The organism is Streptomyces sp. NPDC048565, from assembly GCF_040650935.1.
In the GTDB taxonomy this organism is placed as follows: domain Bacteria; phylum Actinomycetota; class Actinomycetes; order Streptomycetales; family Streptomycetaceae; genus Streptomyces.
In genome coordinates this window covers 222,084-246,225 of sequence record NZ_JBEZIH010000001.1, presented here as the reverse complement: position 1 = coordinate 246,225, position 24,142 = coordinate 222,084, and the positions used below count along the sequence as shown (strand labels likewise).

21 protein-coding genes and 2 tRNA genes are annotated in these 24,142 nt (G+C 70.8%); 10 read left to right on the top strand and 13 right to left on the bottom strand.

Going from position 1 to position 24,142, the window contains the following annotated elements; genetic code table 11:
* Positions 1 to 21: 21 nt before the first annotated feature.
* Positions 22 to 882 carry a fumarylacetoacetate hydrolase family protein gene (locus AB0C75_RS01070; RefSeq protein ID WP_362885798.1) on the top strand — a complete coding sequence of 287 codons (861 nt, stop codon included), beginning with the start codon at positions 22 to 24 and terminating at the stop codon, positions 880 to 882.
* A gap of 111 nt (positions 883 to 993) precedes the next feature.
* Here AB0C75_RS01070 and AB0C75_RS01065 read toward each other — a convergent pair whose 3' ends face one another.
* Positions 994 to 1,473, bottom strand: coding sequence for a heme-degrading domain-containing protein (locus AB0C75_RS01065; RefSeq protein WP_362885796.1), 480 nt, complete (start codon positions 1,471 to 1,473; stop codon positions 994 to 996).
* Complete coding sequence (locus tag AB0C75_RS01060) at positions 1,470 to 2,588, bottom strand: Gfo/Idh/MocA family oxidoreductase (RefSeq protein WP_362885794.1); 1,119 nt, start codon at positions 2,586 to 2,588, stop codon at positions 1,470 to 1,472. The genes AB0C75_RS01065 and AB0C75_RS01060 overlap by 4 nt, the downstream gene beginning before the upstream one ends.
* A gap of 56 nt (positions 2,589 to 2,644) precedes the next feature.
* On the opposite strand from AB0C75_RS01060, the gene AB0C75_RS01055 reads away from it, so the two are divergent.
* A complete protein-coding gene (locus tag AB0C75_RS01055) occupies positions 2,645 to 3,781 on the top strand; it encodes an ROK family transcriptional regulator (RefSeq protein ID WP_362885793.1) in 1,137 nt (378 codons plus the stop codon).
* A 234-nt stretch (positions 3,782 to 4,015) separates the two neighbouring features.
* Positions 4,016 to 4,900 carry a hypothetical protein gene (locus AB0C75_RS01050; RefSeq protein WP_362885791.1) on the top strand — a complete coding sequence of 295 codons (885 nt, stop codon included), beginning with the start codon at positions 4,016 to 4,018 and terminating at the stop codon, positions 4,898 to 4,900.
* A gap of 1 nt (position 4,901) precedes the next feature.
* Here AB0C75_RS01050 and AB0C75_RS01045 read toward each other — a convergent pair whose 3' ends face one another.
* Positions 4,902 to 5,681 carry an HAD-IIA family hydrolase gene (locus tag AB0C75_RS01045; protein ID WP_362885789.1) on the bottom strand — a complete coding sequence of 260 codons (780 nt, stop codon included), beginning with the start codon at positions 5,679 to 5,681 and terminating at the stop codon, positions 4,902 to 4,904.
* 185 nt (positions 5,682 to 5,866) lie between these two features.
* On the opposite strand from AB0C75_RS01045, the gene AB0C75_RS01040 reads away from it, so the two are divergent.
* The 3 genes from AB0C75_RS01040 (at position 5,867) to AB0C75_RS01030 (ending at position 8,423) form a co-directional block, all read left to right on the top strand.
* Positions 5,867 to 6,433 carry a hypothetical protein gene (locus AB0C75_RS01040; RefSeq protein WP_362885788.1) on the top strand — a complete coding sequence of 189 codons (567 nt, stop codon included), beginning with the start codon at positions 5,867 to 5,869 and terminating at the stop codon, positions 6,431 to 6,433.
* Position 6,434: 1 nt separating this feature from the next.
* Positions 6,435 to 7,127 (top strand): class F sortase, encoded by a 693-nt coding sequence (locus AB0C75_RS01035; protein ID WP_362885787.1) that lies wholly within the window; start codon positions 6,435 to 6,437, stop codon positions 7,125 to 7,127.
* 273 nt (positions 7,128 to 7,400) lie between these two features.
* On the top strand, positions 7,401 to 8,423 hold the full coding sequence (locus AB0C75_RS01030) for a glycoside hydrolase family 6 protein (RefSeq protein ID WP_362885786.1): 1,023 nt from the start codon (positions 7,401 to 7,403) through the stop codon (positions 8,421 to 8,423).
* Positions 8,424 to 8,456: 33 nt separating this feature from the next.
* On the opposite strand, the gene AB0C75_RS01025 is transcribed toward AB0C75_RS01030, so the two are convergent.
* From AB0C75_RS01025 to AB0C75_RS01015, 3 genes are all read right to left on the bottom strand, one after another.
* Positions 8,457 to 10,391, bottom strand: coding sequence for a galactose oxidase-like domain-containing protein (locus tag AB0C75_RS01025; protein WP_362885785.1), 1,935 nt, complete (start codon positions 10,389 to 10,391; stop codon positions 8,457 to 8,459).
* Positions 10,388 to 12,298 (bottom strand): cellulose synthase catalytic subunit, encoded by a 1,911-nt coding sequence (locus AB0C75_RS01020; protein ID WP_362885784.1) that lies wholly within the window; start codon positions 12,296 to 12,298, stop codon positions 10,388 to 10,390. Before AB0C75_RS01020 ends, AB0C75_RS01025 begins: the two co-directional genes overlap by 4 nt.
* A gap of 317 nt (positions 12,299 to 12,615) precedes the next feature.
* Positions 12,616 to 12,689: transfer RNA gene (locus AB0C75_RS01015), tRNA-Lys, on the bottom strand.
* Between the two features lie 169 nt (positions 12,690 to 12,858).
* On the opposite strand from AB0C75_RS01015, the gene AB0C75_RS01010 reads away from it, so the two are divergent.
* Together AB0C75_RS01010 and AB0C75_RS01005 are read left to right on the top strand one after the other, a co-directional pair.
* Positions 12,859 to 14,148 carry a peptidoglycan-binding protein gene (locus AB0C75_RS01010; RefSeq protein ID WP_362885783.1) on the top strand — a complete coding sequence of 430 codons (1,290 nt, stop codon included), beginning with the start codon at positions 12,859 to 12,861 and terminating at the stop codon, positions 14,146 to 14,148.
* 37 nt (positions 14,149 to 14,185) lie between these two features.
* Entirely contained in the window at positions 14,186 to 16,321 is a 2,136-nt protein-coding gene (locus AB0C75_RS01005; RefSeq protein WP_362886145.1) for an SPFH domain-containing protein, read from the top strand.
* Positions 16,322 to 16,531: 210 nt separating this feature from the next.
* Here the strand turns inward: AB0C75_RS01005 and AB0C75_RS01000 are convergent.
* The 7 genes from AB0C75_RS01000 to AB0C75_RS00970 form a co-directional block, all read right to left on the bottom strand.
* Positions 16,532 to 16,605 (bottom strand) — tRNA-Lys (locus AB0C75_RS01000).
* 161 nt (positions 16,606 to 16,766) lie between these two features.
* Positions 16,767 to 17,525 (bottom strand): IclR family transcriptional regulator C-terminal domain-containing protein, encoded by a 759-nt coding sequence (locus AB0C75_RS00995; protein WP_362885782.1) that lies wholly within the window; start codon positions 17,523 to 17,525, stop codon positions 16,767 to 16,769.
* Between the two features lie 179 nt (positions 17,526 to 17,704).
* Positions 17,705 to 18,541, bottom strand: coding sequence for an ectoine/hydroxyectoine ABC transporter ATP-binding protein EhuA (gene ehuA / locus AB0C75_RS00990; protein WP_362885780.1), 837 nt, complete (start codon positions 18,539 to 18,541; stop codon positions 17,705 to 17,707).
* Positions 18,531 to 19,175, bottom strand: coding sequence for an ectoine/hydroxyectoine ABC transporter permease subunit EhuD (gene ehuD, locus AB0C75_RS00985; protein ID WP_362885778.1), 645 nt, complete (start codon positions 19,173 to 19,175; stop codon positions 18,531 to 18,533). Before ehuD ends, ehuA begins: the two co-directional genes overlap by 11 nt.
* Positions 19,172 to 19,906, bottom strand: coding sequence for an ectoine/hydroxyectoine ABC transporter permease subunit EhuC (gene ehuC / locus AB0C75_RS00980; protein WP_362885776.1), 735 nt, complete (start codon positions 19,904 to 19,906; stop codon positions 19,172 to 19,174). Before ehuC ends, ehuD begins: the two co-directional genes overlap by 4 nt.
* 19 nt (positions 19,907 to 19,925) lie before the next feature.
* Entirely contained in the window at positions 19,926 to 20,828 is a 903-nt protein-coding gene (gene ehuB / locus AB0C75_RS00975; protein ID WP_362885774.1) for an ectoine/hydroxyectoine ABC transporter substrate-binding protein EhuB, read from the bottom strand.
* 206 nt (positions 20,829 to 21,034) lie between these two features.
* On the bottom strand, positions 21,035 to 22,006 hold the full coding sequence (locus AB0C75_RS00970; protein WP_362885773.1) for a D-2-hydroxyacid dehydrogenase: 972 nt from the start codon (positions 22,004 to 22,006) through the stop codon (positions 21,035 to 21,037).
* 182 nt (positions 22,007 to 22,188) lie between these two features.
* Between AB0C75_RS00970 and AB0C75_RS00965 the strand changes: the two genes are divergently transcribed.
* Both AB0C75_RS00965 and AB0C75_RS00960 read left to right on the top strand, forming a co-directional pair.
* A complete protein-coding gene (locus AB0C75_RS00965) occupies positions 22,189 to 22,953 on the top strand; it encodes a decarboxylase (protein WP_362885771.1) in 765 nt (254 codons plus the stop codon).
* A 64-nt stretch (positions 22,954 to 23,017) separates the two neighbouring features.
* Positions 23,018 to 24,118 carry an LLM class flavin-dependent oxidoreductase gene (locus AB0C75_RS00960; RefSeq protein WP_362885769.1) on the top strand — a complete coding sequence of 367 codons (1,101 nt, stop codon included), beginning with the start codon at positions 23,018 to 23,020 and terminating at the stop codon, positions 24,116 to 24,118.
* Positions 24,119 to 24,142: the final 24 nt, after the last annotated feature.

Below are 24,142 nucleotides of genomic sequence, written 5' to 3'. Positions count from 1 at the left end.
CGACCAAGGAGAGATGGACCGTTGAAGCTTCTTCGCGTGGGTACGGCGGGCTCCGAACGCCCCGCACTGCTTGACCGGAACGGGACCTTGCGGGACCTTTCGGGCCTCGTCACCGAGATCGACGGCGAGCTCCTCGCCGATGCCTCGGCCCTGTCGCGGGTGCGGCAGGCGGCCCAGACGCCCGACGTCCTGCCCCCGCTCGATGCGGAGGGCCTGCGCATCGGGCCGCCGCTCGGGCGCATCGGCAAGATCGTGTGCATCGGGCTGAACTACCACGACCACGCCGCCGAGACCGGGGCGGCGATCCCCGACGAGCCGATCCTGTTCTTCAAGGCCCCCGACACCGTCGTCGGCCCCGAGGACACGGTGCTGGTGCCACGCGGCAGCCGGAAGACGGACTGGGAGGTCGAGCTCGCCGTCGTGATCGGCCGCACCGCCCGCTATCTGGAATCCGCCGATGAGGCACTCGGACACGTCGCCGGATACACGACCTCGCACGACGTCTCCGAGCGAGAGTTCCAGATCGAGCGCGGCGGCACGTGGGACAAGGGCAAGAACTGCGAGACGTTCAACCCGCTGGGCCCCTGGCTCGTCACGGCGGACGAGGTGCCCGACCCGCAGGCGCTGCCGCTGAAGCTCTGGGTCAACGGGGAGCTGAAGCAGGACGGCACCACGGCCGAGCAGATCTTCCCGGTCGGCGAGGTCGTGCGCTATCTGAGCCACTTCATGACGCTCTACCCGGGCGACGTCATCAACACCGGCACCCCCGCGGGCGTGGCCATGGGCCGACCCGAGCCGAAGCCGTACCTCCGGGCCGGAGACGTGGTGGAGCTGGAGGTGGAGGGACTGGGGCGCCAGCGCCAGGAGCTCAAGGACGCCTGAGGGTGCCTGAGGCGCAGGGGAGCGCCTGAGGACGTACGGCCACGGCCGCCGGGGTCCGATCCGGCGGCCGTGGCCGTGACCGGCGATCCGGCGGCCGTGACCGGCCGTCGGTCAGTCCTGCGGGCCTGCCGTGAACCGCTCCAGGGCCTCCACCACCAGCGCGTGGTCCTCGGCCTGCGGCAGACCCGACACCGTGACCGACCCGATCACGCCGGCACCCTCCACCGCGATCGGGAACGAGCCGCCGTGCGCGGCATAGGTGTCCAGGTCGAGCCGCGAGGACTCCTCGAACGTGGTGCCCTTCGCCCGGAACCGCGTGCCGACCAGGTAGGAGCTCTCCCCGTACCGCTCGACCACCTTGCGCTTACGGTCGATCCAGGCGTCGTTGTCCGCGCTCGAACCCGGCAGCGCGGCGTGGAACAGCTGCTGACTGCCGCGCCGGATGTCGATCGCCACCGGGGCGTGCCGCTCACGGGCCAGTGCGACGAGCACACCGCCCAGCGCGTACGCGTCGTCGTAGCCGAAGCGCGGCAGCGTCAGACGCCGCTCCTGCGCGATCAGCTCGGAGATGGTCGGAGCGCTGGGGCTCATGCGTGGGGCTCCTTGTCGTCACGGGTGTCGTGGTGAGGGTCGAGGGCCACGGACACTCCCTCGCGGGCCGAGCGCCGCGCCGCCTCCAGGACGTCCAGCGCGGCGGCGGCCTGCGCCGCCGTCACCGGATTGCCGCCTTCGCCGCGCAGGGCGGAGGCCACAGCGGCGTAGTACGCGGGATAGTCGCCCGGCAGCGTACGGACCGGGTCGCCCCCGCCGGTCTGCGGGGACTCACCGGAACCGATCCTGCCCCACAGCTCCTCCGGCTCCTCGCCCCACGACACGCCGGCCGCCGGACGCGCACCCTCACGCAGCGCCGCCTCCTGCGGGTCCAGGCCGTACTTCACATAGCCCGCCTTCGAGCCGAGCACCCGGAAACGCGGGCCGAGCTGCGCCGTGGTCGCGCTCACGTACAGGTGTGAGCGCACCCCGCCGGCGTGCGTGATCGCGATGAAGGTGTCGTCGTCGGCCGCCGCACCAGGGCGGCGTACGTCGGACTCCGCGTACACCCGCACCGCGGGACCGAACAGCGCGAGCGCCTGGTCGACGACATGGCTGCCCAGGTCGTACAGCAGCCCGCCGATCTCCTCCGGGGCGCCCGACTCCCGCCAGCCGCCCTTCAGCTGCGGACGCCAACGCTCGAAGCGGGACTCGAAGCGCTGCACCTCACCGAGCTCGCCGTCCTCGATCAGACCGGCCAGCGTGAGGAAGTCGTTGTCCCAGCGGCGGTTCTGGAAGACCGAGAGCAGCAGCCCGCGCTCCTCGGCCAGCGCGGCCAGCTCGCGGGCCTCAGCGGCCGTACCGGCGAGCGGCTTGTCCACGACCACCGGCAGACCGGCTTCGAGCGCCGCCCTCGCGAGCGGGACGTGCGTCTTGTTCGGCGAGGCGATCACGATCAGGTCCAGCTCGTCCGCGCGCGTCCACAGCTCGTCGGGCGAGGCCGCCACCCGCACGCCGGGGTACTCGGCGCCGACCTGTGACTGCCGCTCCTCGTTCGACGTGACGACCGTGTCGAGGACGAGGCCGTCGGTCGCGGAGACCAGCGGGGCGTGGAATACGGAACCCGCCAGGCCGTAGCCGACGAGCCCGACGCGGAGAGGAGTGTTGGCAGTCATGCGATCCACTTAAGCAACGCTGTTGCCAAAGTGCAAGCGAAGGGGACAATGGTGTGGTGAACAGGAGCAACAGCAGGAGCGGCGGAGCGAATCTGCCGGCCCTGCGCCACCACAACGCGTCGCTCGTCCTCGACCTGCTGCGCGTCGCGGGTGAGCGGGGCATCAGCCGGTCGGCGCTCGCCGAGCGCACCGGGCTCACCCCGCAGGCCGTCAGCAAGATCACCGCCAGGCTCCGCACCGAGGGCCTCGCAGCCGAAGCCGGCCGGCTCGCCTCCACGGGCGGCAAGCCGCGCACCGTCCTGCGGCTGGTCCCGGACGCCGGACACGCCGTCGGGCTGCACCTGGACCGCGACGAGCTCACCGCCGTCCTCGCCGACCTCGCCGGCACCACGGTCGCCACCCGTACCTTCCCGCTCGACCTCGGCGCTCCGGCCGCCGACGTCCTCGCCATGGCGGCCCACGCGGTGCGGACGGTACGGGCGCAGGACCCCCGGGCCCCCCGGACGCCGGCCCGGCGGCTCCTCGGTGTGGGCGCCGCCCTGCCGGGCCCGCTGGACCACCGCGACGGGGTGCTGCACCGGGTCACCGGCTTCCCGCAGTGGGACGGCTACCCGCTGCGCGACGCACTCGCCGCACAGACGGGACTGCCCGTCGTCGTCGACAAGGACACCAACGCCGCCGCACTCGGCCTCGCCCTGCGTGAGCCCCACGGGACCGACTTCGCCTATCTCCACCTGGGCACCGGCCTCGGCGCAGGTCTCGTACTCGGAGGGACGCTGCACCGCGGTGCCCGTACGGCCGCCGGAGAGTTCGGCCACCAGACCCTCCAGCTGGACGGTCCCCCGTGCGACTGCGGCGGGCGCGGCTGCATCGAGGCGCTGTGCCTGGCCGCCGCCGCCCGCGGAGACGTCGCCGAGGCCGCCAGGATCCTCGGGGCGGGCGCCGCCAACCTCGTCGGACTGCTCGACATCGACCGGGTCGTCCTCGGCGGCCGTACCGTCGCCGCCGCCGAGGACGCCTACGTCAGCGGGGTACGCGCCGTCATCGAGGAGCGTGCCCGGCGGGAGGGCGCCGACGCCCCCGCCCCCGTCACCGTGGCCGGCGGCGACCGTCCCGTCGCCGAAGGGGCCGCCCAGCTGGTCCTGGCCCCGCTCTTCGGCCGGGCGGGCGAGGCCGGCGGCGAACGAGACTGAGCGGGGCCCGCGCCACCGGCGCCGCACGGAACCGGTCCCGGGGCCACCGCACGCAGCCGATCGAGCGGATTACCGCCCCCGAACGGGCGGTGTACGCCCCCGGCAGGTGGCGGCCCCACGCGCGCGCGTGACAGCGTCTCGGACTGAGACCGACCCGCACTCCAGGGGCGGCGCGGCTCCAGCCGGCGGCCCCCTCCGTTCCCGGTCGTTCGCGAGTAGCGAAGGGTGATCCCCATGCCGACCAGACCCCCCGCACGGCTGCGCGACGGCCGTGCACTGACCCGCCTCGGACTGGCCGCGGGGCTGGTCGTCCCGGCCGGCCTCCTCGGTGTCCCGGCCGCCATCGCCATCCCGGTCACCGCCCCTGTGGTGGCGGGTGCCGCGGCCGGCACCGTGGCCGACGCGGGCCAGGGCCTTCCCGCCTGCGGCGACCCGGACGGTGAGGACTTCCCCATCGAGACGCGGATCCACGGCGGCCCCGACACCTATGCGTCCGGCGGCGGCTACGGGACCTGGTACCTCGACCTCACCAACACCACCGCCGAGCCGTGCCGTTCCATCCACCCCGTCCTCGTGCTCACCGACGAGGACCGCACGCTGACGGCCGAGCAGATCCAGCTGCAGTTCACCGAGCGGTCGCACCCCGACGAGGAACACCGGGTGAGCTGGGAGTCCACCGACCGCGACGAACAGATCGGCGTGTTCGGCAGCGGGGAGCAGGACGACGACTTCCCCGGCTTCACCGTCCCCGCGAACAAGACCGTCACGGTCGAGGTCCGGATGGCGTTCACCTCCGACACCCGGCCGGGCAAGGTCGCGGCCCACGCCGCCATCGTCCAGCGGCGCAGCGCCCAGGACCAGGCCGGACAGGCCGGCAAGGGCGCCGACGGGGAGTGGGTGGGGGAGTCGGCGGCGTACCCCTTCGTCATCGTCGACGGCGGCCTCGACGCACCCGGGGGCGCGGGGACCACGATGGACGCCGAGGGCGACCCCGTGTCCGGACTCGCCCGCACCGGCCGCCCCCGCACCCTCAGGACCGGCCTGGCCTCCGGCGCTCTCGTCCTCGGCGGAACGGCCGCCCTGCTCCTCGGCCGGCGGCTGCGCGCGGGCCGCCGCTGAGTCAGATGAGCTCGACGAGGTCGGCGATCGAGTCCACGACCCGGGTCGGCCGGTACGGGAAACGGCCGACGTCGTCCTTGTCCGTCAATCCGGTGAGGACCAGGAAGGTCTCCATCCCCGCTTCCAGCCCAGCCAGCACGTCCGTGTCCATCCGGTCGCCGATCATGGCGCTGCTCTCGGAGTGGGCACCGATGGTGTTCAGCGCACTGCGCATCATCAGCGGGTTGGGCTTGCCCACGAAGTACGGTTCCTTGCCGGTCGCCTTCGTGATCAACGCGGCTACGGAGCCGGTGGCAGGCAGTGCCCCCTCGGGTGAGGGACCGGTGTTGTCAGGGTTGGTGGCAATGAAACGCGCACCGTTGTTGATCAGCCGGATCGCCTTGGTCAGCGCCTCGAACGAGTAGGTCCGTGTCTCGCCCAGGACCACGAAATCGGGCTCGGAGTCGGTCAGTACGTACCCGGCTTCGTGCATGGCAGTGGTCAGCCCGGCCTCCCCGATCACGTAGGCGGTACCGCCGGGATGCTGGTTGTCCAGGAACGCGGCGGTGGCGAGTGCGGACGTCCAGATGTTCTCGACCGGCACCTCGAGACCGATCCTGTTGAGCCGCACATGCAGATCCCGGGCCGTGTAGATCGAGTTGTTCGTCAGGACGAGGAACGGCTTGCCCGAATCGCGGAGCCTGTTGATGAAGGCATCCGCACCAGGGACCGGCACACCTTCGTGCATCAGCACCCCGTCCATATCGGTGAGCCACGATTCGATGGGCTTCTGGTCTGTCATGGATGCGGCTCCTGCCGGACGGGAACTCGAAGGGACGGCCCATGCTATTCACTGACCGCTCGCGGCGTTTCGAGCGCCGAGGGGTGATCGTGTGTACCGACCACCCACCCCTGCCGTGACCCGACCGGGCTACAGCGGATGCGGGGTGCCGCCCCACGCGTGAACCTTCCCTCAGGAGGTTTACGATGCGTTCACTGTCCCTCACGTTCTGTGCCGCACTGGTGGCCGGGGCGATAGCCCTTCCCGCGTCCGCCGCGCAGGCCGATTCCAAAGGTGATGACTCCAGGGAGGAGAAGCGCCCGGGCACGGTCTCGGTCAGCCCGTCCCGTGTCTCCCCCGGCGGGGAGGTGGAGCTCCGGACCGACGCCTGCGGCAAGGGCAGGTCGGCCCGGGGCAGCTCCGAGGCCTTCGCTTCCGAAGCGCGCTTCGAGCCGGCCGACGGCAAGGGCCTCGTCGCCGAGGCCCGGATCCGCTCGGACGCCGCGCCCGACACCTACGAGATCCAGGTGACCTGCAAGGACGGCCGCCGCGTGTCGGCCACCGGCACGGTCACCGTCAGCCGGCACAGCCGTCCCTCACCCGTCGCCCCCGTACGGGCCGGCGGCGGAGGGACCGCGGCGCTCGCCGAGGACGCCGCGGCCGGTGAGGGCCCCGGCACCCGGCACGCGGTGCTCGGCCTCGCTCTGGGCGCCGTCGCGGCGGTCGCCGTCGCGTTCCGCAGCGCCCGACGCCGCCGCCCGGCGCAGCACTGACATGGCAGCCCCTGACCGACCCGCCGGAACCGGACGCCTGCTGACCGGGGTCGCGTGGGCCGTACTGCTGCTGGGACTGTGGCTCTGGGGCCGTGCGGCCACCGCGGGCAACTCGGCCCCGACGACCGGTGATGTCGCGGCGGTCGGCCGCCCGCTGGGCGTCCCCCTGCCCCCCGCGCACGATCCGCTCGACGGCGCCGCGCCGCAGCGGGTCGAGATCCCCTCCGTCGGGATCGACGCGGACATCGTGCGGCGCGGTCTTGACGACGAAGGGGCGATCGAGCCCCCGCCGTTCGACACTCCGGGTGCGGTCGGCTGGTACGGCGAGGGCACCGAGCCCGGCACGAAGGGCGCCGCGCTCTTCGTCGGCCATGTGGACACCGAGACGAAGCCGGCCGTTTTCTACGGGCTGAGCGCCGCGAGACCGGGCGAGAAGATCCGGGTGGACAGGTCCGACGGGAAGGTCGCCGAATTCACCATCGACGACGTCCAGGTGTTCACCCGGGAACGCTTCGACGCGCAGAAGGCGTACGGGCCCCGTGAGGACGGGCGGGCCGAGCTCCGGCTGATCACCTGCGGCGGTACGTACGACCACGCGTCCCATGCGTACACGGCCAATGTCGTGGTCTCCGCGTACCTGACGGCGGAAAAGGACGCGACGAAGGCCGGGAGCACTGCGCGGAGCGGCGCCTGAAGCGGGCGGTGTCACCTGGCCCGGCCGGCGCCCGCTCCCCCTCGGAGCCGCCGGCCGGACCGGTCCTCCACCGCGGTGTCCTGGCCGCGGGAGTGACCCGGGCACGACGCGGGAGGTCGGGTCGTTCGTACTGAGACGACACTGTAGGCGGACGGTGCCTGTGCCCCGGACGGATTTTGGCAGGATGTCCGGATCCGGGCGGGGCGTCCGGGGCCCGGATCGCTGTGCCAGGATGGCTCCGACCGGCAGTGCACCGGTACCAAGGGGGAGTGGATGTACGGCAGTTACACCGGACTGAAGGCGGGTGCCACGGCCGGTACGGCGGCGGTTCTGCTGCTGTTGGCCGGGTGTTCGTCGTCCGGCGACGGCGACGGCGGGGGGAAGGGCGCGCCGGCCGAGGTCGAGCAGCGGCCCAGGAGCGACGACCCGTACTGGGTCAACCCCGACGGGAACGCCGCGCGTCAGGCCGCGTCCTACGCGAAGGACGGCGAGAAGGAGAACGCCGCGCTGATCCGGAAGATCGCGGAGCAGCCGGTGGCGGAGTGGCTCAGCCCGGACAATCCGCAGGAGGCGGCGAAGGGCTTCACCGAGGCGGCCGAGCAGGCCGACCGGGACGCGCTGCTGGTCCTGTACAACATCCCGCACCGGGACTGCGGTCAGTTCTCGAAGGGCGGGGCGGCGGACGGCGACGCCTACCGGACGTGGCTGGACGGTGTGGCCGAGGGCATCGGGGACCGCCGGGCGACGGTGATCCTGGAGCCGGACGCGCTGCTGCACCTGGTGGACGGGTGCACGCCGCAGGAGTTCCACGAGGAGCGGTACGACCTGCTGAAGGGTGCCGTCGAGCGCCTGAAGCAGCAGCCCGCGACCACGGTGTACGTGGACGCGGGCAACGCGGGCTGGCAGTCGCCTGACGCGCTGTTCGAGCCCTTGCAGCGGGCGGGGATCGCGGAGGCGGACGGCTTCGCGGTGAACGTGTCCAACTTCCAGACGACGGCCGCCAGCACGGAGTTCGGCAAACAGCTGTCGGCGAAGGTGGGCGGCAAGCCCTTCGTGATCGACACCAGTCGTAACGGCAACGGCCCGTACGACGGGGGTGACCCCGCGGAGAACTGGTGCAACCCGCCGGGCCGTGCGCTCGGCGAGTCCCCGACGACGAAGACGGGCGACGAGCTGGTCGACGCCTACCTGTGGATCAAGCGTCCGGGGGAGTCGGACGGTGACTGCAAGGGCGGGCCGAAGGCCGGGGACTGGTGGCCGGAGTACGCACTGGGGCTGGCCCGCGCCATGAAGTAGGCGGGCCGGCCCCAGGGGGTGGAGAGCCCCGTGTCAGGGGATCTCCACCCACATGCCCTCGGAGGGTGTGCCGTCGGCGTCGGTGACGAAGAGCATGTACCAGCCGGACGGGACCAGGGCCTTGTTCTTCGGGACGGTCACGCTGACGCTGTCGTCGGACTTCTTCAGGTCCAGCGCGATCGACCGCTGGTCCGTGTCCGTGACATGGGTGACCGCGCTGGGGCGCATCAGCTTCGCCGAGGTGATCGACGAGGCGTGCTGCGTCGTGAACAGCCCGGTGCCGCCCCGTGAGATGCGCTTGGGGCCCGCGGTCAGCTCCGGGCGCCCTTCGCGGTAGAGGTACGGCGGGGTGTAGATCTCGATGCGCTGCTCGAACGTGCCGGGCCGTGTGTTCGCCGCGTCGGAGTACAGGGAGTCGGAGCCGAAGATCATGACCCGGCCGTCGGGCAGGAGCACGGAGCCCGAGTGGTAGTTGCGGCCCACCGCCGGGTCCGCGACCCGCTTGTAGGTGTCCGACTTCGCGTCGTAGAGACGGGCCTGCAGGATGTTCGAACCGCCGCGGCCCCGGTAGTCGTTGGAGCCGCCGGTGACGAGCAGGGAGTCGTCCGGGAGGAGGGAGGCGCTCGGGTAGCGGGTGCCGTCCGAGAGGCCGGCGCCGTCCGTGAAGCGCGGGTCGTCCTTCGTGAGGTCGACCAGCCGTGACTTCTCGCTGGACTTGTCGGACTCACCGACGCCGCCTCCGCCGATCACCATGAACTTCTCGTCCTGGGCCGGGGGCAGCCGTACGGTCGCCGAGGTCTCCATCTTGTCCGGGTCGCTGAGCCCGGGGATCTTCTCGAACTTGTTGGTGTCCAGGTCCCAGACGCCCGGGTCGCGGCCCACGTCGGCGGGCCCGTAGCCGGCGTTGGAGCCGGAGTAGAAGAGCTTGCCGTTGTTCATGAGGAAGATGGCGGGATAGGTGGGGAACTTCCGGACGATGCCGGTGTAGTCCCACTTCTTGGTCTCCGGGTCGTAGATCTCGTCCTTGCCCGGCACGATCTGCCCGATCTCGTCAAGACCGGACAGGGAGAGGACCTTGCCGTCCTCCAGGGTGGTGAGCGTCGGATACCAGCGGGCCTCGTTCATCGGGTCCACGCTGATGTACTTCTCGGCCACCGGGTCGAACTCGTAGGCATCCTTGATGCCTTGGAAGTCCTTCTTGTCGAGGGCCAGCTTCTGTGCGATCCCGTAGACGTTGTGGGCATCGGAGCCGGAGAGCCCCGATATCCGGTAGTTGTCCTCGGTGCCCGTCTCGTACTTCGCCCCGGACTTCTGCGCCTCGACGTAGATCCGGCCGAGCCCCGGGTCGTTGCGCAGGAACGCGCCGGTCTCCTTGTCGAAGACCTTGGTGGCCTTCTCCACGAGCACCGGGTCCTTCGTGACGAAGGACTTTCCGTTGGCCTTGCCGGTGAAGCGGGTGCCCGCGGGCAGGGTGATCGGCTTGTCCGGGTTCTCGTTGTGGACGATCATCAGGCCGCCGGCCTTGGTGACGTCGCCCTCCAGCTTCTCGTACCGCTTCGTGCCGCCGGCTATGAGGAGCTTCCCGTCCGGCAGTTGGGTGTGGCCGGCACAGAACATGTCCTTGGGCGTGGGGATGTTCTTGTAGGTGTTCTTGTCCGGGTCCCACAGCACCGAACGGAAGCTCTTCGCGTCGAAGTTCTTCTGGTTGTTGCCCGAGCCCGCGACGAGCAGCACCTTGCCGGTGTGCAGCAGGGCGGCGTGGATCGTGTTGATCTTGAACTCGGAGGGGACGTCGAGGAAGTCCCAGTGGCCGTTCTCCGCCTTGTAGTCCGGCCGGTTGATGGCGTACGTGTGGTAGCGCTCGGTGGCGAAGCGGTACACCCAGGGCCCGTTCGCCCCCACGAGCGCCAGAACAACCGCCGTACTGATCGCCAGGCGGCGGGTACGGCGGCTCGGACGGTACTTCATCGGTTACGTCCCCCAAGGGCGATCTGCATGGTGTCTTCGTTGCCCGCCCAGGAGGCGGGCTCGGGTCCCGGCACGGGCTGGGGCGGCGGCGCGGGTGGTCCGGCGCGGCGCTTCTTCCGCTCGGCGCGGACGGTGTACCGCCAGCCGATGATGGGAGCGGCGGTGATCAGCAGCGCCAACGAGGCCCAGGTGAGCATCGCCGGGTGGCTGTGTCCGAGGACGTAGGACGCGATGATCGAACCGCCGAAGACCAGGATGAAGAAGAGGTGGATCCGGAAGGTGCCGAAGAGGGTGTCCGGGCTGGACGAGTCGCCCTTGGGCGTCACCACGAAGGAGCTCTTGCGGCGCAGCACCGCGTCCAGCAGGGAGCGGGCGTAGATCGGCGCGGAGAGCGCGGACATCGCCATACCGGCGAGGCCGCCCGACCCCTCGGGCTCGTGCGGCGAGACGTTGTGGCGGCGGTTCCAGACGTAGAGGCCGACCTGGAGGGCCGTGGCGTTGCCGTACAGCATCATCCAGATCACCGGGTCGATCTGGACGCCGGATGCGCCCATGCCGAGGAACAGGGCGCAGCTCAGGGCGGCGAGGATCCAGTTCATGGCCGACATCGGATAGAAGATGATCATCATCGTGTAGTTGAAGAGCTTGCCCACCGGGAGGGAGAACCAGCCCTTCCAGTACTGCTTGAGGATCGTCTCGTAGGTGCCCCGGGACCAGCGCAGCTGCTGGGTGAAGAAGTCGGTCCACGCGGCCGGCCCCTCGCCGACCGCCAGCACGTCGGGGGTGTAGACCGAGCGCCACTTACGGCCGGTGAGCGGGTTGCGGTGGCGGTGGATCTCGAAGCCGGTGGCCATGTCCTCTGTGATCGAGTCGTAGAGGCCGCCGATCTGCTTGAGGGTCGAGATCCGTACGGCGTTGCTCGTGCCGACGAACATCGGGGCGCCGTAGCGGTTGCCCGCGCGCTGGATCAGCGCGTGGAAGAGGAACTGCTGGGACTCGGCCGCCTTCGTGACGAAGGTGTCGTAGTTGCCGTAGACCTGCGGGCCGATGACGAAGCCGATGTCCGGGTCGCGGAAGTAACCGAGCATCCGCTCCAGGTAGTTGGGCAGCGGCACATGGTCGGTGTCGACGGAGGCGAAGAAGTCGTACGCGTCACCGTGCGCGTCGAGCCAGGCGTTGTAGTTGCCGTGCTTCGTCTTCGCCCGGTGGGGGCCCTTGGCCTGGTTCCAGTGGGCGACGCCCTTGCGGGAGAAGTGGTGCACTCCGAGCCGGGCGCAGACCTCCTTCACGGCGGGGTCGTCGCCCTCGTCGAGCAGCCAGACGTGCATCTGCCCGCGGTGCCGGATCCGCACGGCGGCCTCCAGCGTCTTCGTCACCATCTCCAGGGGCTCCTTGCCCGGGACGAAGGAGGTGAGGAAGGCGACCTTCGTGCCGCTCTCCGGTATGACGGGGACCGGGTCGCGGGCCACCAGGGTGGCATGCGCGTTCGACAGGACGTTCATCGTGCGGAAGAGCTCGATGAGGCCGATCGACACCAGCATCACGACGTCGAGGACGAGCAGCGTGTCGTTCTTGAGGTTCGGGTCGCGTTCCGTCCAGTGTCCCGGCTGCATGAGCCAGACGAAGAGACCCAGCGAGACGAGGGGCGCGGCACCCAGCAGCAGGGCCGCGCGGATCCGGCGGGTCTCCTGGGAGAGGAGTGAGCGGTAGCGCACGGTATACGGCCGGGAGGGGTCAGGCTGGGTCAGAGGCCCGGCGAGCCGGCTGTAGTGCTCGTAGTCGTAGCGCGGCAGTGGCTTCTTCGGCTGCCGTCTCGATCTGCCGGGACGGGGCTGCGGAGGCAGCCGCAGCTGAACCGTGTGAGCAGGGTCGTGGTGCTGCCGGTCGCCTGACGGCGTCGACGTCATGGTCATCCCCCCGCACGCAGCAACTCTGCGTGAATTCTGTCCCTGCGTACGCCTGCGAGGTCCCCACCTCGCGAGAAAGCCGATCAGTGTTCCCCCGGCCGGGATCCCATGGACCTCCGGACGACACCAGGTCAGGTTGTCCGATACGCGGCGTGAACGCAAGGGCGAAACAGGCTGTTTACCCGCCATACGTGCGATTTGAGGGAATACCGTGAAGGAGGCGCGCAGGGGCGGCGAAGGCGCCCGGGGTCGCTACGGCGCCCAGGGGAGCACGAGCGAGGCCCCTTCACCTGTGGTGAAGGGGCCTCGCTGTTGCGTGCGCCGTCAGGGACTCGAACCCCGGACCCGCTGATTAAGAGTCAGCTGCTCTAACCAACTGAGCTAACGGCGCCTGCTGACCTGAAGAACTTTACCCGATGTGGGGGAGTGCTTCCGACCAATTCCTCTCCGGTACGGCCTGTCGGATGGTCGTTTTTTCTCTTTAGTCCGTCACCATGAGATATGCCGGGAAAGTTGATGTACGGAAGATTTGCGCGCCTGTCCAGAGGAAGAGGAGTCGCATGACTGTGCCGGTCTTCGAGGAGTACGAACCCGCCGCCGACTGCGGATGCCGGGGCTGCGCGCAACGTCGCCGCACGGCCGCCGCACTGCCCGTACGCCACGGCGGGCACCCGGCCGCACACGGTGCCCGGCGGGCGCTGGTGCTGGCCACCGCGGCGGGGATGGTGCTGACCTGCGGGGCGGCCCAGGCAGCCGCGCACGCCGCCGGACGGGCCACCGGGGGCGCCACGGCGGTCGATCCGCAGCCGGTCAACCCGCAGGGGCAGGTCGGGCCGCTGAACAGCGACGGAGCATCCGGGCCGCCCTCCGCCCCGGACACGGCGCCGCGCACGACGACCAGGACCGACATCATCAAGCGCGCGAAGAAGTGGGTGGCCGCGAAGGTCCCGTACAACATGGCGGCGTACTGGTCGGACGGCTACCGGCAGGACTGCTCCGGCTTCGTGTCGATGGCGTGGAACCTCGGCACCAACGAGTGGACCGGCAGCCTCGCCGCCTTCGGGACGAAGATCGCCAGGGCGGACCTGGAGCCGGGCGACATCCTCCTCTTCCACAATCAGGCCGACCCCGCGGTGGGCTCGCACGTCACGGTCTTCGGCGGCTGGACCGACAGCGCGCACACCCACTACGTGGCCTACGAGCAGACCCGCCCGAACACGCGGCAGGCGACGACGCCGATGGCGTACTGGAGCAACTCGTCGAAGTACGTGGCCTACCGCTACAACGGCATCGTCAGCGGGGCGAGCGGCAGCGGCTCGAACACGGCGTTCCCCGGGGCGGCGAAGTTCGGTCCCGGTGCGGACAACGCGTACGTGACCCAGCTCGGGAAGCTGCTCATCGCGCAGGGCGGCAAGCGCTTCTACACGGTGGGCGAGGGACCGCGCTGGAGCGACGCGGACAAGCGGGCGACGCAGGCGTTCCAGCAGGCACAGGGCTGGAAGGGCGAGGAGGCGGACGGCATCCCGGGCCCCGACACCTGGAGTCTGCTGATCAAGGGCACCGGACACAAGATCCCCGCCGCCGCCGGAGCGGGCGGCGGCCCGAACCAGGCCGAGGCGTACCCGGGGCGGAGCCTCTTCCAGCCGGGGCGCTCCAGCAGCCAGGTCCAGCGGCTCGGCAGCCGGCTGGTGAAGAAGGGATACGGCACCCACTACGTGACCGGGCCAGGACCGCGCTGGACGGAGGCGGACCGCCGCAACGTCGAGGCGTTCCAGCGGGCCCAGGGCTGGAGCGGCAGCGCGGCCGACGGGTACCCGGGGCCCGAGACATGGCGACGGCTGTTCGCGTGACGGGTGAAGCGACGGAACGGACATGACGGAGGCGGCAATGCGGTCAACGGAGAACGTACGGGGCGAGTGGGACGAGCTGGGCGAGCGTGCGGCGGGGGACGCACGGGACACGCGGGTGATCGTGCCCGGCCCCGGCGTGGGGAACGCGCAGGGCGAGACGTCGGGCGAGGTGGTGCCGGTGGTTGTGCCGCCGGTGGTGGGTACGGCTGCTGTGGAGGACGACATTCCGGCGGATCTGGGTCCGGCGTTGGATGCCGTGGCCGGGGTGGGCAGAACCGCCGCCGCCCCGGGCCCGGGCCCGGGCCCGGATCTGGGCCTGGGCCTGGGTGGCGAGCGGGAGCCGGAGCCGACGACGGGCCCGGCGGACCGGGGGCCGGGCCTGGACCGGGAGCCGGTGCGTGGATCCGAACCGCTGGGGCTGGAGCAGGTCTTCGGTCCGGCTGAGCTGGGCCCGGACCTGTCAGCGACGTCGGAGCCGGAGCCCGGTCCGGCGGGCAGAGGACTGGATGTGGACCTGGACCTGGACCTGGGTCTCGGCCGGGAGCCTGCGCGTGGTCCGGAGCCGCTGGGGCCGGGGCAGCTCACCGGCCCCGCTGATCTGGGCCTGGGCCTGCCGACGGTGCCGGAGTCCGGTCCGGTGGACGGGGATCGGGACCTGGACCCGGATCTGGGCCTCGGCCTGGGCCGGGAGCCGCTGCGTGGCTCCGAGTCGCTGGGGCCGGAGCGGTTCGCCGGTCCGGTGGAGCTGGGTTCGGACCTGCCCGCGGCGTCGGTGCCGGAGTCCGGTCGGGTGGACCTGGACCCGGGGCCCGGCCCCGAGTCGTTGGAGCTCGGGCCGGACCTGGAGCTGGAGCAGGAGCAGGTCCCTGCCGTGTCGGGTGAGGACGGCGTGGAAGTGGAGCCTCCCCTGGCCGGCCCGCGGGCCTGGGCCTGGGGTGAGGTGCCGGATCTCCGGAAGGCGGACGCCGGTGGAGCGCGGCCGCTCCATGGCGAGGAGAGCGCCCCGGTGACGCTCGCCGCCGGCGCCACGGACCCGGTCGCCTGGTGGGGAGCGGGGCGCAGACAGCCCGTCATCACCACCGAGACCACCGCGCCCATCCCCGTGCATCTGCTCTTCCGCGACGACGACCGGGACGGGCCGCCCACCGGCGGGCCGGGGACCCCGGGCGGCACCACGGCCACGGCCACCGGCACCGGACCCGCGCGGCGTCCGCCCCTGCCGCGTTCCCGCCGGGCGCCGCAGCGGCCCACCAGGCCCGCGCCTCTCGCCGACCTCCGGCTCACCGAGCGGCCGGGACCCGAACTGCCCGGCTGGGCCGCGCTGTTCACCGCGGCCACCGCGGCGGTCGCCGGACTCGGGGTGCTGGGATGGCAGGGCGCGCTGCCCGCCGCGGTAACCGGCCGGCTCGGACTCGGGGCGCGCACCTACGACGGCATCGGCACCGTGGGCTGGGCGCTGCTCGGCCTGGCGGTGGCGGTGGTGCTGTTCGCGCTCTGCGGTCTCGGCCGGGGCCGGTCGGGACACGCCTCGGTGCTGACGCTCTTCGGTGACTACCGGGGCAGCGTCCGGCGCACCGGCCTCCTGTGGATCTCGCCGCTGCTGCGGCGCCGCCGGGTCGACGTACGCCTGCGGCACTGGCGGAGCGAGCCGCTGTCCGCCGTGGACGCGAGCGGTACCGCGCTGCGGGCCGTGGTACTCGTCGTCTGGCGGGTGCGGGACACGGCGAGGGCCACGTTCGGCGTCGCGGACCACGAATGGTATCTGCGCGACCAGGTGGAGGCGGCGCTGGCCCGGGTCCTCTCGCAGCTGCCCGCCGACGCCTTCGACGAGACCACCCGCACCCTGCGTGACGCGGAGGCGGTGGGCGACGCGCTGACGCGCATGGTGAAGGCGGACTGCGTGCCCGTCGGGATCGAGGTCTACTCCGCGCAGCCGACCGGGATCGAGTACGCCCCCGAGGTCGCGGCGGCGATGCAGAGGTGCCGGGTGGCGGCCATCGACGCGAAGCACCGCGACGGGGTGCTGACCTCCGTGGTCGACGCGGTGGACGACACCGTCGGACGGCTGACGGCACGCGGCATCGTCGAGCTCGACGCCTACGAGCACAAGGCGCTGGTCAGGGATCTGACCGTGGCCTTCTACACCGGCCGGGGCGGCGCGGACGGTGTCTGACGGGCTCCCCGCGCACCGGAGCACGCGCCGAAAACCTGATCCACATGGGGCTGGACATGGACATGTCTGACGCGTTCTACGCGTGCTCCGACGTGACGTTCTGATGACGCGGCGCTGATTCGGCGCGGCACGACGCACCACGGCGCGACGCACCGCCGAACAACGCACAGTGGGTGGTCTCCCGAAGGAGACCACCCACTGTGGTGTCTGTGCGCCGTCAGGGACTCGAACCCCGGACCCGCTGATTAAGAGTCAGCTGCTCTAACCAACTGAGCTAACGGCGCCTGCTGACTCGAAAATAATACCTGGTCCTCAGGGGTGCTGATGACACCTGCCGAGGCAGGGCGGCAGCACACGCAGAACCGTGCGGACCCGCCCCTGACCTGCGGGCCCGCACGGGTACATATATATCGCCCCCATGCGGCGGGTGCTCACGGAGTACGGCTCACAGGGCCAGCGACAGGAGAACCGGCGCAGCGCGCCGGTTCAGCGTGGCGGCCGCGGCCCGCAGCCGGTGCGCGTGCTCGATCGGCAGGGAAAGGGCCAGGCATCCGGCCGACGAGCCCGCCGTCAGCGGGACGGCCGCGCACACCGTGCCCACGGCGTACTCCTGGAGGTCGAGCACCGGCACCGTCGCCGGCTGGCTGTCCAGCTTCGAGAAGAGCACCTTCTCGCTCGTGATCGTCCGCGAGGTCAGCCGCGCCGTCCGGTGCCGGGCGAGATGGTCGCGCCGGCCGTTCTGGTCGAGCTGGGTGAGCAGGCACTTGCCGATCGCGCTGGCGTGCGCCGCCGAGCGGAAGTCCACCCACTCGTTGACCGCTGGGGTGCGGGGCCCGTCGGCGACCTGCGTGACGCGGATCTCCCCGTCGACGTAGCGGCTGACGTACACGGCCGCGCCGACCGAGTCCCGCAGCTGCACCAGTGTCTGCTGGAGCTTGGCCTCCAGGGTCCGCCTGCGGGCGGTGCCGGAGCCGAGTTCGAGGAGGGAGGCACCGACGACGTAGGCGCCGTCGGCGGACTGTTCGACGTATCCCTCGCGGCGCAGGGTCGACAGAAGAGGGGTGAGGTGCCCCGCCGGCAGCCCCGTCTCCCGGGATATGCGCGCCTCGGTCACCCCGCCGCCGTGCGTGGAAACGGACTCGAGCACCCGCAGGGCGTACTGCACCGAATGGAACGGCGCCTTCGGCTCGGGCTTCAACGCCACGGTTCCCCCTTCAGGACCTCTGCCAGGTTGTGACCGCAAGCTCGCGACCCACGATAGTCGCCAGGACCCCGATGGGGAGGGCCGTAGGGGAGTTGATGGTGCGCCCCAGCTGACGGGGCCGGCTGGGGTGCATCATCACGGCATATGCCAAAGTCACGGGCTTCGGACCAAAGGTGAGGTCACAGCACCGCGTTGAGGAATTCACGCGTGCGTTCGTGCGCGGGGTCGGTGAATATTTTTTCCGGCGAACCGGCTTCCACGACCCGTCCCGCGTCGAACATCAGCACCTTTTCCGATACGTCCCGGGCGAAGCTCATCTCGTGGGTCACGCAGAGCATCGTGATGTTGGTGTTCCGCGCGATGTCGCTGAGCAGCTCCAGTACGCCCGCCACCAGCTCCGGGTCGAGCGCCGAGGTCACCTCGTCGAGCAGCAGGATCTCCGGCCGCATCGCCAGCGCGCGGGCGATGGCGACGCGCTGCTGCTGTCCGCCTGACAGCTGGGATGGATGGGCGTCGACCTTCCCGGAGAGCCCGACCAGGTCGAGCAGCTCCCGGGCGCGGGTCTCCGCCTCGTCCTTGTCCATGCCGAGGACGTTGACGGGTGCCTCGGTGATGTTCTGGAGCACCTTCATGTTCGGGAAGAGGTTGAACTGCTGGAAGACCATCCCGATCTTCTTCCGGGACTCCCGCAGCTCCTTCTCGCCCGCCGGCTTGAGCGCACCGGACGGCGTCCGCACGTGCGAGAGGGGCGAGCCGTCCACCCAGATCACACCGTCGCTGACCTTCTCCAGCGTCATGAGCAGCCGCAGGATGGTGGTCTTTCCCGAGCCGCTCGGCCCGATCAGCGTGACGTGCTCGCCGCGCTGCACGGTGAAGTCCAGTTCGTCCAGGACCACATGGTCGCCGTACTGCTTGACGACCTTGTCGAAACGGACCAGCGGCTCGGCTCCTGCCGCCTGGGGCTCCCCGGCCGCGTCGGCGGGCTCCTTCTTGAGGTTGGCGGGTTCAGTGGCCAAGGCGCTTCTCCAGCTTTCTCATGAGCAGTGAGGTGGGGTAGCTCGCGACCAGGAAGATGAGTCCGGCGAGCGTGAACACCTCGGTGTACACGAAGTGGTCGGCTCCGTACTTCCGGGCTTCGAAGACCATCTCCTGCACCGTGATCACGGCGAGGAAGGGGGTCTCCTTGAACATCGAGATCGCGTAGTTGCCGAGGGCGGGCAGTACGTTGCGCACCGCCTGCGGCAGGATCACGGCCTGCCAGGTACGCCGCGGCGACAGCGAGAGCGCCCGGCAGGCCTCCCACTGTCCCTTGGGGACACCGTCGATCCCGGCCCGGTAGACCTCGGAGGTGTACGCGGCGTAGTGGATGCCCAGCACCACGATGCCGACGGTCAGCGGTTCCACGGAGCTGAAGACGGCTGCCGCGCCCACCAGCTGGACCAGCAGCGGGGTGGAGCGGACGAACTCCGTCAGCACCTTCACCGGCACGGTCACGAACCGGGAGGGCGCGCGGCCCGCCACCGCGACGGCAAGACCGAGCACCGCGGCCACGAGCGTGCCGAGCACGGTCGCGAGCAGGGTGACCTTGAATCCCTGGAGCAGCAGAGGAAAGGCGTCCCCGACCGCATCCCACTGGAATGACTGGTTCACCGGGCACCTCCCGCTGTGGCGGCGGCTTCCGCCGTGCGTGTCTTGAGCAGGCTGCCCGCATCGGTGTGCATGCCGAGCCGGCGCTTGGCGGTGCGCTCCAGCATGTTCATGAGCAGCGTCAGCGCGTAGGCGAGGATGAAGTAGACGACCAGCAGCAGCACGTAGGTGAGGAGGGTTTCACCGGTCAGGCTGCGGACGTGTTCGATCGCGGTCATCAGATCGGCGGCGGAGATCAGCCACAGCAGGGGCGTGCACTTCAGCAGCTGGATCAGCAGGTTGGTGAAGGACGGGATCATCTGCACCCAGGCCTGGGGCATGATCACCTTGCGCATGCGGTGGAAGGGCGTCATGTTCAGCGCCACGGCCGCCTCGTACTGGGCGCGGGGCACGGAGTTGATGGCGCCGCGCACGATCTCGGAGCCGTACGCCCCGTAGTTCAGGCCGAAGGCGACGACTCCGCACACCAGCGGGGTGAGTTCGTAGCCCGTGAGGGACGGCATCGCGTAGTAGAGCCAGAACAGCTGGATGTAGAGCGAGGTGCCGCGGAAGAACTCGACGACGATCCGGGAGGCCCCGCGCACCAGCAGCAGCTTGCTGCCCGCGGCCAGGCCGAGGACGAACGACAGGAGCAGGGCGACCAGGGAGCCCAGCACCGTCGCTTCCAGAGTCACCCAGAGGCCGGACCTGACCTGGGGGAACTCTTCGCCGAGTATGGAGAAGAAGTCACTCATACGGTGGAGTCCGTCCTCGTCAGCCCTTGCACAGGTCGGCCGTCTTGAGCGTGGCCGGCGGAATCTCCGTGGCGCCGAAGCCGTACGGCTTGAGGAGCTCCACGTAGCGGGACTTGTCCGAGACGATCTTCTTGAGCTCGCGGTTGAAGGAGTCCCTCAGGTCCTCGTTGCCCTTGCGGAACACCGCGCCGCCCGGTGAGTACTGCTTCGTGCCGTCGAGCTCGGGGACGAAGGGCTCGGTGACCTCGGTGTCCGGGTTGGTCTTCGCGAGCCAGCGCAGCGAGATGCCGGTGAGCAGGAAGGCGTCGATCCGGCCGCCCTTGACGGCGTCCGCGCCGTCCTGCGGCTTCTGGAGGGACTTGATCTTCCCCTTGTCGATGCCCGCGCCCTCGGCGTACGAGGCCTCGACCGCACCGGACATGACACCGACGGTTATCCCGGCCTTCTTCGCGGAGGCGAGGTCCGTGACGTTCTTCGGGTTGCCCTTCTTCACCATCAGCGCCGTGGGGGAGATGAACTCCGGCTCGGAGAAGATGGCGTTGTCGCAGCGCTCCGGGGTGATGGCCATACCTGCGCTGACGACGTCGTACTTGCCCGCCTGCAGACCGGGGATGAGGCCGTCCCACTCCGAGAGGGTGGGCTTCAGCTCGTCCACGCCGAGCGCCTTGAAGATCTGCGCGTGCAGGGCGGGAGCCTCGCCCTTGAGCTTCTTGCCCTCCATGAAGCCGTACGGGGCCTCGTTGGCGTACGCGACGCGGACGAAGCCCTGCTTGCGGAGCTTGTCGAGTGCGCCCTCACCGTCCGATGAGCCGGCGTCCGTCTTGCTGCACGCGGAGAGCAGGCCGGGGACGACGAGCAGACCTCCCACAGCGGCCGATCGATTGAGGAAGCCCCGACGGGACAGGTGAGGGAAGTCAGCCATGGTTCGCAATCTCCTGGAGAAATCGGGGTGTCGAACAGTCCGGACAGGGTGAGCACCTTCCCTATCCAGGATGTCTATGCAGGGACCCGCCGCCATGTAACCGAACGGTGGCCGGAGGGTGACCTTCCCGTGTCTCGGTATGGGCGCAGCGCGACGAGGGGTGAGCGGGGCGTATTCCTTCTCGCGTGCGTGTTGGTGAGGGCCCGTCATTCCGGTTGTCGGGGTGGTATGTCAGGAGAAGGCACGTAACCACGCTGTATGTCCACCACGTTGGGGAGCGCCTCACCGGCCGCCCAGCCCTCGTACATCGAGACGAACTGCTCGCCGAGGCGGTCCCGCCAGCCGGCCGCGTCCCCGCTCATGTGCGGCGAGATGAGCAGGCCGGGCACGTCCCACAGCGGGCTGGACGGACTCAGCGGCTCCGCCTGGAACACGTCGAGCGCCGCGCCCGCGATCCAGTGGCTGCGCAGCGCGTCGGTCAGGGCCTCCTCGACGACCAGCGGGCCGCGTCCGACGTTGATGAAGTGGGCGGAGGGCTGGAGCAGCCCGAAGAAGCGGGCGTCGAACATCCCGCGCGTACCGTCGGTCAGGGGGGCGGCGCTGATCACCCAGTCGGCTCCGGCCGCCAGCCGGTCCAGATCCCCGGCGCCGTGGATCGTGCGCCGCGCCGTGCGTCCGACGAGCGCCACCTGGACGCCGAGGCCGTGCAGCAGCCGCATGATCTCCCGGCCGACGGGGCCCGCCCCGACGACCACGGCGCGGGTGCCGGCCAGGCCCCGGGTCTCCCGGTGGCGCCACCGGCGCTGTCCTTGAAGCTCCAGCGTGCGGGGGAGGTCCTTCACGAAGGCGAGCACGAGACCGGCGACGTATTCGGCGATCGGCAGCTCGAAGACGCCCCGCGCGTTGGTGACGACGGTGGGGGAGCCGGCGAGCTCGGGGCAGAGCAACCGGTCCACCCCCGCGCTGGCCGTGTGCACCCAGCGGGGGCGTGGCCCGTCGCCGGGCCAGGCCTCGCGGACGGCGTCGGAGGTGAAGTCCCAGACGAGCAGCACATCCGCGTCGGGCAGCAGGCCGGCGAGCGTCCGCTCGTCGGCGTACCGGACGGTGGCCCGGCCGGTCAGCCGGCCCAGGCGCGGTGACGGGTCGGTGTCCAGGACGAGGATCACGGGAGTGGTCATGGGGAATGCCACGCTCGCACCGGGGAACACGCCCGTCAACAGGGCGCAGTCACCGCGGAAGAAACCGCTGGTCACCCTGGCTGCGGGAGACGCTATGGGGTGAAGAGGGCGATACTTGTCCCAGGCAGGGGCAACGGTGACGCGAACGCCGCAGGACATCCGGACGCACGGGAAGGGTGGACATGACGACCGTAGGACTTCTCTACCCGGGCCACGCCGCGGAGGACGACTTCCCGCGGATCGAGGTCATGCTCGACAGCGACATCAGAGTGCCGCTCTTCCACACCGACATCGACGAGGACGTCCGCAGGGTCGAGGACCTCCGTGCGGCGGGCGCGGCCGAACGTCTGGGCGCCGGTGTCGAGGAGCTGCGGATGGCCGGCGCGGAGTCGGTGGTCTGGGCCTGCTCGGGCGGCAGCTTCGCCTTCGGCTGGGCCGGGGCGCACGATCAGGCCGCGGGCCTCGCCAGGGCCGCCGGGCTCCCCGCCTCCAGCACCTCCATCGCCTTCGTCCAGGCCGTGCGCGAGCTGGGTGCGTCCCGGGTCGCGGTGGCCGCGACGTACTCCGAGGACGTCGCCGCGCTCTTCTCCGGATTCCTGGGCTCCGGAGGCGTCGAGGTGACCTCCACCCGGGGCGCCGGCATCATCAGGGCGTCCGAGTCGGCGGCGGCGGACCCGGATCTCGTGAAGGAGCTGATCGTGGCCGGTGACCACCCCGACGCCCAGGTGATCCTGCTCCCCGACAACGCCCTGCACACCGCCGCGTACGTTCCCGAGCTGGAGGAGCTGGTCGGCAAGCCGGTCCTCACCGGCAACCAGGTGGCGGTCTGGGAAGGCCTCAGGCTGGCCGAACGCCGTATCTGGGCCCCCACACTCGGCACCCTGTTCGCGACCCGTGAGCCCCCGCCGGGCGCGGCGGAGCCCCGGGGCATCGAGGTGCGGGAATAAGCGGAGCCATCCTCCTGTTTGTACGCTCCGGTACACAGACGCAGCACCGGAGAGGCCGAAACACGTGGACGAGAACCGAGGCGACGAGATTCGCGGCACTGCGAGCGGGACGGCCTCCGTGCCCCTCTCCGTGCTCGACCTGGTGACCGTGGGCCAGGGGCGTACAGCGACCCAGGCACTGCGCACCAGCGTGGATATCGCCAAGCTCGCGGAGAACCGCGGGTTCCAGCGCTTCTGGGTGGCCGAGCACCACTCCATGCCCGGGGTGGCCTCCTCGTCGCCCGCCGTGATCCTCGCGCACCTGGCCGCCCACACCGAGCGCATCAGGCTGGGTTCGGGCGGCGTGATGCTGCCGAACCACGCCCCCCTGGTGATCGCCGAGCAGTTCGGCACCCTGGAGGCGATGGCTCCCGGCCGTGTCGACCTCGGCCTCGGCCGTGCCCCGGGCACGGACGGTGCCACCGCGGCGGCCCTGCGCCGCACGGACCGGCTGAACGAGGGCGCCGACGATTTTCCGCAGCAGCTGGCCGAGTTGACCCGCTTCCTGGACGACGACTTCCCGGACGGACACCCCTACGCCCGTATCCACGCCGTACCCGGACCGGTGCAGGCCACCTCGCCCGGCGGTGTCCAGTCGCCCGGCCGCCCGCCGGTCTGGCTGCTCGGCTCCTCCGGCTTCAGCGCCCGGCTGGCCGGCGTCCTCGGTCTGCCCTTCGCCTTCGCCCACCACTTCTCGGCCCGGAACACCGTGCCGGCCCTTGAGCTCTACCGGGAGTCCTTCGAGCCCTCCGCGGTGCTCGACGCGCCCTACGCCCTCATCGGTGTCGCGGCGCTCGCCGCCGACGACGAGCGCGAGGCCAGGCGCCAGGTGCTCACCGGCGCCCTGTCCATGGTCAGGCTGCGCACCGGCCGCCCGGGTCTCGTGCCGAGCCCCGAGGAGGCGGAGGCGCACGACTTCAGCCCCATGGAACGCGAATTCGTCGACGGCTGGCTGAAGGACATCGTCCACGGCACGGCGGACGAGGTCCGCACCGGCCTGGACGACCTGGCCAAGCGCACCGGCGCCGACGAGCTGATGATCACGGCCAACGCCCACGGCGGCGAGGCCCGGCTGCGCTCCTACGAGCTCATCGCCGACGCGTACGGGCTGCCCTCCCTCGGCTGACCGGAGCGGCCCGGGCGGAAGGTC

What these genes read in the sequence shown, in the direction of transcription:
- AB0C75_RS01065 (WP_362885796.1), bottom strand. Translation starts at nt 1,473, where the DNA reads ATGAGCCCCAGCGCTCCGACCATCTCCGAGCTGATCGCGCAGGAGCGG.
- AB0C75_RS01060 (WP_362885794.1), bottom strand. Translation starts at nt 2,588, where the DNA reads ATGACTGCCAACACTCCTCTCCGCGTCGGGCTCGTCGGCTACGGCCTG.
- AB0C75_RS01050 (WP_362885791.1), top strand. Translation starts at nt 4,016, where the DNA reads ATGCCGACCAGACCCCCCGCACGGCTGCGCGACGGCCGTGCACTGACC.
- AB0C75_RS01045 (WP_362885789.1), bottom strand. Translation starts at nt 5,681, where the DNA reads ATGACAGACCAGAAGCCCATCGAATCGTGGCTCACCGATATGGACGGG.
- AB0C75_RS01040 (WP_362885788.1), top strand. Translation starts at nt 5,867, where the DNA reads ATGCGTTCACTGTCCCTCACGTTCTGTGCCGCACTGGTGGCCGGGGCG.
- AB0C75_RS01035 (WP_362885787.1), top strand. Translation starts at nt 6,435, where the DNA reads ATGGCAGCCCCTGACCGACCCGCCGGAACCGGACGCCTGCTGACCGGG.
- AB0C75_RS01030 (WP_362885786.1), top strand. Translation starts at nt 7,401, where the DNA reads ATGTACGGCAGTTACACCGGACTGAAGGCGGGTGCCACGGCCGGTACG.
- AB0C75_RS01025 (WP_362885785.1), bottom strand. Translation starts at nt 10,391, where the DNA reads ATGAAGTACCGTCCGAGCCGCCGTACCCGCCGCCTGGCGATCAGTACG.
- AB0C75_RS01020 (WP_362885784.1), bottom strand. Translation starts at nt 12,298, where the DNA reads ATGACGTCGACGCCGTCAGGCGACCGGCAGCACCACGACCCTGCTCAC.
- AB0C75_RS01010 (WP_362885783.1), top strand. Translation starts at nt 12,859, where the DNA reads ATGACTGTGCCGGTCTTCGAGGAGTACGAACCCGCCGCCGACTGCGGA.
- AB0C75_RS01005 (WP_362886145.1), top strand. Translation starts at nt 14,186, where the DNA reads ATGCGGTCAACGGAGAACGTACGGGGCGAGTGGGACGAGCTGGGCGAG.
- ehuC (WP_362885776.1), bottom strand. Translation starts at nt 19,906, where the DNA reads ATGAGTGACTTCTTCTCCATACTCGGCGAAGAGTTCCCCCAGGTCAGG.
- ehuB (WP_362885774.1), bottom strand. Translation starts at nt 20,828, where the DNA reads ATGGCTGACTTCCCTCACCTGTCCCGTCGGGGCTTCCTCAATCGATCG.
- AB0C75_RS00970 (WP_362885773.1), bottom strand. Translation starts at nt 22,006, where the DNA reads ATGACCACTCCCGTGATCCTCGTCCTGGACACCGACCCGTCACCGCGC.
- AB0C75_RS00965 (WP_362885771.1), top strand. Translation starts at nt 22,189, where the DNA reads ATGACGACCGTAGGACTTCTCTACCCGGGCCACGCCGCGGAGGACGAC.